General features: G+C 32.5%; 7 protein-coding genes. 2 read left to right on the top strand and 5 right to left on the bottom strand.

The features are described 5' to 3' along the window. Together B3C94_RS12900 and B3C94_RS12895 are read right to left on the bottom strand one after the other, a co-directional pair. A partial coding sequence (locus B3C94_RS12900) for a TlpA family protein disulfide reductase (RefSeq protein WP_293904256.1) occupies positions 1-674 on the bottom strand: 674 nt, incomplete at its 3' end. A 109-nt stretch (positions 675-783) separates the two neighbouring features. Continuing rightward, positions 784-1146: a hypothetical protein gene (locus tag B3C94_RS12895; protein WP_293904254.1), complete on the bottom strand. Its 363-nt coding sequence runs from the start codon at positions 1144-1146 to the stop codon at positions 784-786. A gap of 674 nt (positions 1147-1820) precedes the next feature. Between B3C94_RS12895 and B3C94_RS12890 the strand changes: the two genes are divergently transcribed. Further along, a complete protein-coding gene (locus B3C94_RS12890) occupies positions 1821-2066 on the top strand; it encodes a helix-turn-helix domain-containing protein (RefSeq protein WP_293904252.1) in 246 nt (81 codons plus the stop codon). Positions 2067-2205: 139 nt separating this feature from the next. Here the strand turns inward: B3C94_RS12890 and B3C94_RS12885 are convergent, their stop codons facing one another. Genes B3C94_RS12885 through B3C94_RS12875 form a run of 3 tightly spaced genes read right to left on the bottom strand, consistent with a single transcriptional unit; the run spans position 2206 to position 6288 of the window. Further along, positions 2206-3126, bottom strand: coding sequence for a hypothetical protein (locus tag B3C94_RS12885; RefSeq protein WP_293904250.1), 921 nt, complete (start codon positions 3124-3126; stop codon positions 2206-2208). 12 nt (positions 3127-3138) lie between these two features. After that, on the bottom strand, positions 3139-4215 hold the full coding sequence (locus tag B3C94_RS12880; RefSeq protein ID WP_293904248.1) for a hypothetical protein: 1077 nt from the start codon (positions 4213-4215) through the stop codon (positions 3139-3141). A 42-nt stretch (positions 4216-4257) separates the two neighbouring features. Beyond that, positions 4258-6288, bottom strand: coding sequence for an AAA family ATPase (locus B3C94_RS12875; RefSeq protein ID WP_293904246.1), 2031 nt, complete (start codon positions 6286-6288; stop codon positions 4258-4260). Positions 6289-6491: 203 nt separating this feature from the next. Here B3C94_RS12875 and B3C94_RS12870 point away from each other — a divergent pair. Next, on the top strand, positions 6492-7051 hold a 560-nt coding region (locus tag B3C94_RS12870; protein WP_293904244.1), incomplete at its 3' end, for a restriction endonuclease.

Raw genomic sequence — 7051 nt, 5'->3', positions numbered from 1 at the left:
TTATTATAATACAACAGCTTCTGACCGTTGGCTTGCATTATTCCATTATTACCGCCTATACCCTTTATATAACCCGTCACTACAGATTTTTTATAAATAGGAATATTAACACGCTTGGCAAATTCATCCAATGGCTTGGTCAGGCTAAAGTCCATAAATTCGGCTTTGACTTCCATTTGAGGAAGATGCCCATCGAGTGCAAGTGCAATATTTTTTTCATTTGCATCTACAGCTGCGCCGATATGAACAACCTTATTGTCCATAATCCATACCTGATGCGGAATACTTCGATGTGGAAAATACTGCAGCAATAGAGGATCCGAACACACGCTAAACGGATGAAAGCTGAGCTTTGCCATTTGTCGTTGTAGCAGGTCAAGCTTCTCATAGGTAACCGGTATAAGGGCAAGCCTGTCGGCATACTTCTTTTCAATAATTTGAAGTTTTTTGATCGACGCAATACAAGGCGCACACCAAGTCGCCCAAAAGTCGATTATAATAAGCTTCTTTGTTTGCAAATCTTTCAACTGAATATGCTCTCTTTGCTGTGGATCATGCATGACTGGCAATACCGTATTCCAAAGTTTATCGGGAATGCGATCTCCGATATTCAGTGGGTGAATACTTGTGTCTTTCTTGACATCAATTGAAAGTGATAGTGATTGAGCGGACAAGTTCAAAATCGTTATTAGGCCATATAGAATCACTAATATTGTAATCCTTATTATTTGAATATGTAGCAGCCCGCTGCTATTGGATTGTAGGTTTAATTTTTTCATCATTTTAGGAATTGGTATGGGATGGGGATACACGTTGAAAGAAATCGTAAATGATCTTGGAAGACTCAATCACTTCTCGGTTTATATTCAGTGAAATAGATATTTTACCAAGGTCCATTTTATGGGTATGGATTATCAAATAGGCTATTAACGTGCGGAGAAGTTCGACGGAAAATTCAGTCAATTTTGGATTACCCTTTTCCTTATCACTCGTGTCGGGCTGTAGGGCAATAATATAGTCCTGAATTGTGCTTAAGGGATATTTACCCCAAAAGTATTGCACATTCCCAACAGGATCATATCCTGATCGATGGGTCTCATAAATAACCAGATCAAAGAGGAGTAGATGAGCATAATTAGATTTCATTTTTTAGATTTTTAATCGCAAGCTTAAGGCATAGTTATTCCAGTCCGATTGAATCGGATAGTTTTTAGGCCATTCGCCGCGTATAATAAAATTGATTAATTGGGAAAAGCTAGAATTCTATTGAATGGGTATGACTCGGTATATAATTGGGCATCTCGAATTCCATAGCTGATGTGACCAGATCATTGCTGGCTGAATCGCACCGAGCTACTCGGGGGATTTAAAGATGTTTTTTGTGGTTTGTTTTTTCATCTGATATAAAATAAAAAAGCATCGATTACACTATAACAATAGATGTAATCAATGCTTTTTGTAGTATTTGTACAACAAAATTTGGATGATCGCTTACTGTCGCCGTAACAAAAGCCCTGGCGAGGCCCCCAATCTCTGAGGTGCGATTAGGATGACAATACGGCGCTGATAAGTAAGCGTCAACCATACCTCAGGAAATATTTTTCCAAAGATAATGAATTGACGCATTACCCGCACTCGTATTGTCATTAATTAAATCGCCAGATTTGTTACGAGTATTGTTATGAGTCTATATTTATTAGCTTATGTTCTTATTAATGTTTCTTCTATAATTTCATTTTTTTATTACAATAACAAAGATAAAATTAAAATGTAATACATGCAATACATTTTAATAATATTTTTTGATGTCTTTAGCTTTCATGGAGAGTAAAGCAAAAATTAGTAAAATTGAACAATATATTATTGACTTTATTTATAAACTGAGGAAAGAGAAAAATCTAAATCAAGCTGATATTGCCACAATTATTGGAGTAAACCGAGTTTTTGTAACTAATGTAGAAAATCCATCAAATAGAGCCAAATATAATATCGATCACATCAATGCCTTAGCTGACCATTTTGGAATGTCTCCAAGAGATTTTTTGCCAGAAAAAGCTATAATCTAAAATAACAATCGACAATTTGGACAAGTACTCAACTGGAAATATTACCATCTTTCCCATTGAAAACAATTATAAAGTCTTATGAAATTTTTAAGGTAGTAGGGGTTCAGATATTTTATGCTAAAACTTCACGTTATTACTGTTAAAGCAAATAATCCGCATTTAAATTTCTTACCGTCATCATCTGTTCCTGCTTTACATAAATATTTTTAAAATCGATCAAATGATTAAGATTCAGGTCCTCCGGATGAGGAAGAATCACATGGTAAATATATTCATGGCCATCCAAATTATAACACACCTTTGTTACAAGTAATTTAAATTGTTCATTTTCTACAATACCAATATTATCAGGCATGTTTACTCCTAAATTATTAGTGAATATTAATGGAAAGTCTTCACCAATTTCTTTTTCTGCTAGCTCTTTTATAATAAGTCCGTAAGAATTACTTTTTACACCTTGGAAATTAAACAATAAACGATACCCTAACTTGGAGAAAGCTATCAAATATGCTGCCTTTAATAATGCACTTTTATTGATATCTGGAGAATAATCAACTTTAAACCTCAACTTCAATCCAGACCAATTCTCTATAAGCCCTCTCTCTTTTAACATATTCACGGTTTTATTTGGAAAACTGAGTTTAACTTCCGCTTTTCCATCTTTTATTGGCACACCATACAGTTTACCAGATACGGCACCATTAATTATATCAGGCACATAAAATTTTGCATCTATTGGACTAACACCATTCTGAAAATTTCTATATTTAAAGTAATTAAGTATCTTTTTATCTTTGGTTCCACCATCGTTATTATTGAATTCTTTATCTGTCAGGATTAACGGTTTACCATTTAAACTATGTTGGGGAACGTGCTCAATTGAAAGCTTATCGATGTCTTTTCGACAGTAAGCTCTTAAAGATAAAGGACAAATGTAATGGTCGGAAAGATCGATTCTATTTCCATTACTGTCTACAAAAATCAAATTAAATTGTTGGATTGTCTGGGCCAAATCTTTCGATAATATTTCAAAAATTTTTAATTTTGAATCTGTTCTCATATGGTTATTAAATTACAAGGATTCAACTATTTCAATAATCTCATCAATATCAAATAAAACCTTGACATTAAATTCCTTGTCTATTTTCATACGCTTTAGCGTACTCGCAAAGCTTTTTTCCGTTAGAAAAAGATCACAAGTAGACAATGCCAAACTCGAATGCATTATATCATAATAGTCATTAGGCTTTATTTTCCTTGTTCGGTCTAAAATCAATTCTGTGTAAAGTGCTGAATAAGCATAACAAGTTGGTGTTATTTCTTTTAATCGCGAAAGACTGAAATGGTCTATTATGGAATCTACATCCACTTCAACACTCGATTGAATATGTTTCGCAATAGTCTTATAACTACTTCTTATTTCTAGACGATGGAGTTTTTTCTTACTTAATCCACTAGGATCGCTAAATGCCTTCGACTGGTTTACCATATTAGCATGCCAAACGCTCGACTCCTTATTTATAAATGAAGCAGCATCTAATTCGCCAAGAACATATTGAAAAGAGGATTGTAAATTAATGTCATACATGACCTTTTTTATTAGAAGTTCGTCTTCTGATAATTCTTTCTTAGTTTTCAAGCTAAAGTCTCCAAGTGCATTAATTGGTCTTCTCCATTTATACCATAAATTGGTCGGTTGCTTTCCCAAATAGATTGAGTTTAAATTATGTACTTCGCACATCGAAATATAGTACATAGGCGAAAGCATGATTTTATCCGCAAGGATATCTGCAATTTGAAATGTTTTAAGACGACTATCTTTACTATCTTGTTTGAAGACCTCTTCGATCAAAACATTTGAAAATGGACAAACGATTCTCTTATCCTTAACTTTTTTCTTTAATATTTCTAATAGTTGAAAATATCTTTTATCCTCACTTTTCTTCCATATGCTGTTTCGTAAATTAATCCAAAAATTCAGATCCATATAAATTTTGGTCTTCCCTAACATATATTGATCTAGATCCTTATGCTTGATTACCCTATGTAGCTTAAAAGAAATGTGGCTTTCACTCTTTAAGTTTTTATAACTATCAGAATTAAAATATTTATTTGCTAATCTAAAAACTTCTTGATCTATATTGTTCATATGCCAATTTTTAAAGTTGTCGAGATCGTTTCTTTCCAATAATTACTTAGCGCCTTTTATAAAGTTCAGAACTTTAGTTGTGATGTTTTTAATATAAACTGATTGCTGTAAAGACCCCCATTTATAACTCCCATCAACCACTTTTCGATAGACAAATTCTGCTAATTTCTTTTTATAGGTTGCCGCTAGAGTTCCACCAAACTCTGCTTGAATTTTTATTAATCTTTCATTTTTCTTAACCCCATTAAACACCTCTCCTAGCTTTTTGGTTGAAACGAGATTAAAGTCAATAGTCTTGATTTGAGTATCTGCAACACCTAATTCCCTTAAAAAATCTTTCAAAATATCATTAGGTAGAATATTTTCTATCTCAGGAAGACCAGTATCTAAATAAACAAAGTGTTTGTTTTTAAATTTTGAAAAACGAATAGATTTACCTTCGCTATTATCATTATCGGCCAGTACTAAAATTCTATTGTTACTATAAAATGCTTCGATATCCGATGGCACCGTATTCTCACCTGCTTGGTTAAAATCATAATGCACAATACTACTTCCACCATACTCTATAAAACAATAATCTAGTCCCTCTCTAATAACTTTATCCTTTTTCTTTAAACTATCAAGATAAGCTTTCAAGAAAGCTTTCACATACAACCTATCAGTAATCCCTTCAACCCATATCAAACAATTACTAATTAAAACAGAAGTATTTAACACTCCCAATAGATCTAAAGTAGATTTCTTATCGTCATTGAAACTTGTAATTGACGTTGTATCTTGGTCTCTTTTAGAAAACACCATCACATTAATATCTTCAGGACTCAAGTAACTATTGATGAGAATATGATTGGAATGTGTATTTATGAAGATCTTTAAGTTCTTCTTTTTCAAAAATTCATTCTCAGCCAGAGTTTTAACAAAAATATTCTGAAATGCGGGATGCAAGTTATTCTCTGGTTCTTCAATAAACACCCAGCTATCATCATAAGCCGTAAAAATCGGATAAAGTAGATTGATAATCCCACTAACACCATCTCCAAGATCATTGAACGAAACGTTAGGTCTCTCACCTGGCAGACTAATATTTATTTCTTTACCACCAAACTGAGCTATTATATTGATATCCTCACCATCGAAAAAAGTATTTCCTATAAATCTTTCAAATTCTAGGAAATTAAAAAAGTCTTCTTTCGTTCCATTTCGTGATTTCAGTATCTTATCATTAAGACTTAACCCTGTATGAATAACAGCTTTAGTATTTAGCTTAGGCATTTGCTGTTTGATAGTATCCTGAAAAACATCTCCACTAATTCCTGCTAGCGTCTTCGAAGTTCGAAGAACTGGAAGATAAATTATGTTCGGATTAAGTGATTCAAAGAAGATTTCCTTGTTAAAACTACTTAAAAGTTCCTTGATTCTAATTAGGACTTTCGATATTCCAACGTCTTTAGGGTACTTGTCAGATTCTCTTGGCATTCTAACACGCATAGCTGAATATGGCAATCTAGTCAAAGGAAATTTCTGTTTTATATCCGAGTCCTCATTGTATAAAGCTTGAACCAAATGATTAGATATTGCTAGCGAATAGATTAAATTATCTATAGTCTTCTTTATTTCTATTAACTCTGCTTCACCTCTACAGTGTGGGATATTATCTATTATCCATTTAACAGTATCATATATCAGAATAATTTGTAATTGGTAATCGTCATTTCCTGAAACTCTTTTTATAACCTTTTGTATTTTTTCCTTAACATCAGTAGCCAGGTTATATATTTTTAAATCTACTAAGACTATCTCTTTGAAATTAGCTAACTCTTCGTTTAATAACTCCAGATCTCTTAAAAATGAATCTAATGCCACTTCAGTTCTCCAAATTGGAAAAAACTCTAATTCCATTAGCATCTTAAAGAACCTGCTTTTTCTAGTGTTGTTCCCCCCAACTATGATATTTAAATTTTTTAAATTAGAAAGAAACCGAATGGATTGATTAAAACTATAAAACTCCTTATCCTGTTCACGAACACTCCTATAATCATAGTAATTTGACAAGCTTAAATTTGCAATCATATCTTAATTTGGATCAATTTTATGGTTAATAGCTTTCATTAAGTTAATAAGATTTTCGTGATTTTTAAGCTTGAATTCCAATCTTGCAGGATATCCAACCGGTTTTTATAATAAAAAAAACTTAATTCCTTAAAAACAAAGCTACAAATTTTAGCTTAAACATCTCATTTTTTTAGTATAATTGTATGTAAGAAAAATTTGATATGAATACAGTATTAAAAGGTAATCAGTTTGAAGATAAGGTATTTGACCTACTACAAAATGAAGTAGAGAAAGGCACTATTCCGCTACTCCTCCAATGTTGTAAATTTCAAAGGAAACCTAAATACTATTCGAGAGATCGCGAAAAACCTATCGAATTCGACATCAGCATTGAAGTCACCCCTATTGGTGCCGAAAATTATCAATTACTTTATATAGCCGAGTGCAAAAACTACAGTGGCAAGATATCAATCGATAATGTTGAAGAGTTTGTAGAAAAGGTAAATCAGGTGTCGGGCAGGAACGTCAAGGCTGTATTCGTATTTTCAGGAGAACTTCAATCAGGAGTGCAAACTTATGCCAAAAACAAAGGCGTCATGCTAATAAATGTCACAGAAGATAACCTAACAAACATTATACTTCATAACAAAAAGAATAATCACAAGATCACGCAAGATTGGATTGAATCAATAGATAATTATAATAATGACCTTATTGCTGATTCTGCAAATATTGATAAACAGAAATGGGATGAGATAATAGAAAAGATTTTCACAAAATC

Origin of the sequence: Sphingobacterium sp. UBA5670, from assembly GCF_002420705.1 — a bacterium.
Classification (GTDB): domain Bacteria; phylum Bacteroidota; class Bacteroidia; order Sphingobacteriales; family Sphingobacteriaceae; genus Sphingobacterium.
The sequence above is the reverse complement of the archived record's forward strand: the minus strand, read 5'-3'. Positions and strand labels throughout refer to the sequence as shown.

What these genes read in the sequence shown, in the direction of transcription:
- B3C94_RS12895 (WP_293904254.1), bottom strand. Translation starts at nt 1,146, where the DNA reads ATGAAATCTAATTATGCTCATCTACTCCTCTTTGATCTGGTTATTTAT.
- B3C94_RS12890 (WP_293904252.1), top strand. Translation starts at nt 1,821, where the DNA reads ATGGAGAGTAAAGCAAAAATTAGTAAAATTGAACAATATATTATTGAC.
- B3C94_RS12885 (WP_293904250.1), bottom strand. Translation starts at nt 3,126, where the DNA reads ATGAGAACAGATTCAAAATTAAAAATTTTTGAAATATTATCGAAAGAT.
- B3C94_RS12880 (WP_293904248.1), bottom strand. Translation starts at nt 4,215, where the DNA reads ATGAACAATATAGATCAAGAAGTTTTTAGATTAGCAAATAAATATTTT.
- B3C94_RS12875 (WP_293904246.1), bottom strand. Translation starts at nt 6,288, where the DNA reads ATGATTGCAAATTTAAGCTTGTCAAATTACTATGATTATAGGAGTGTT.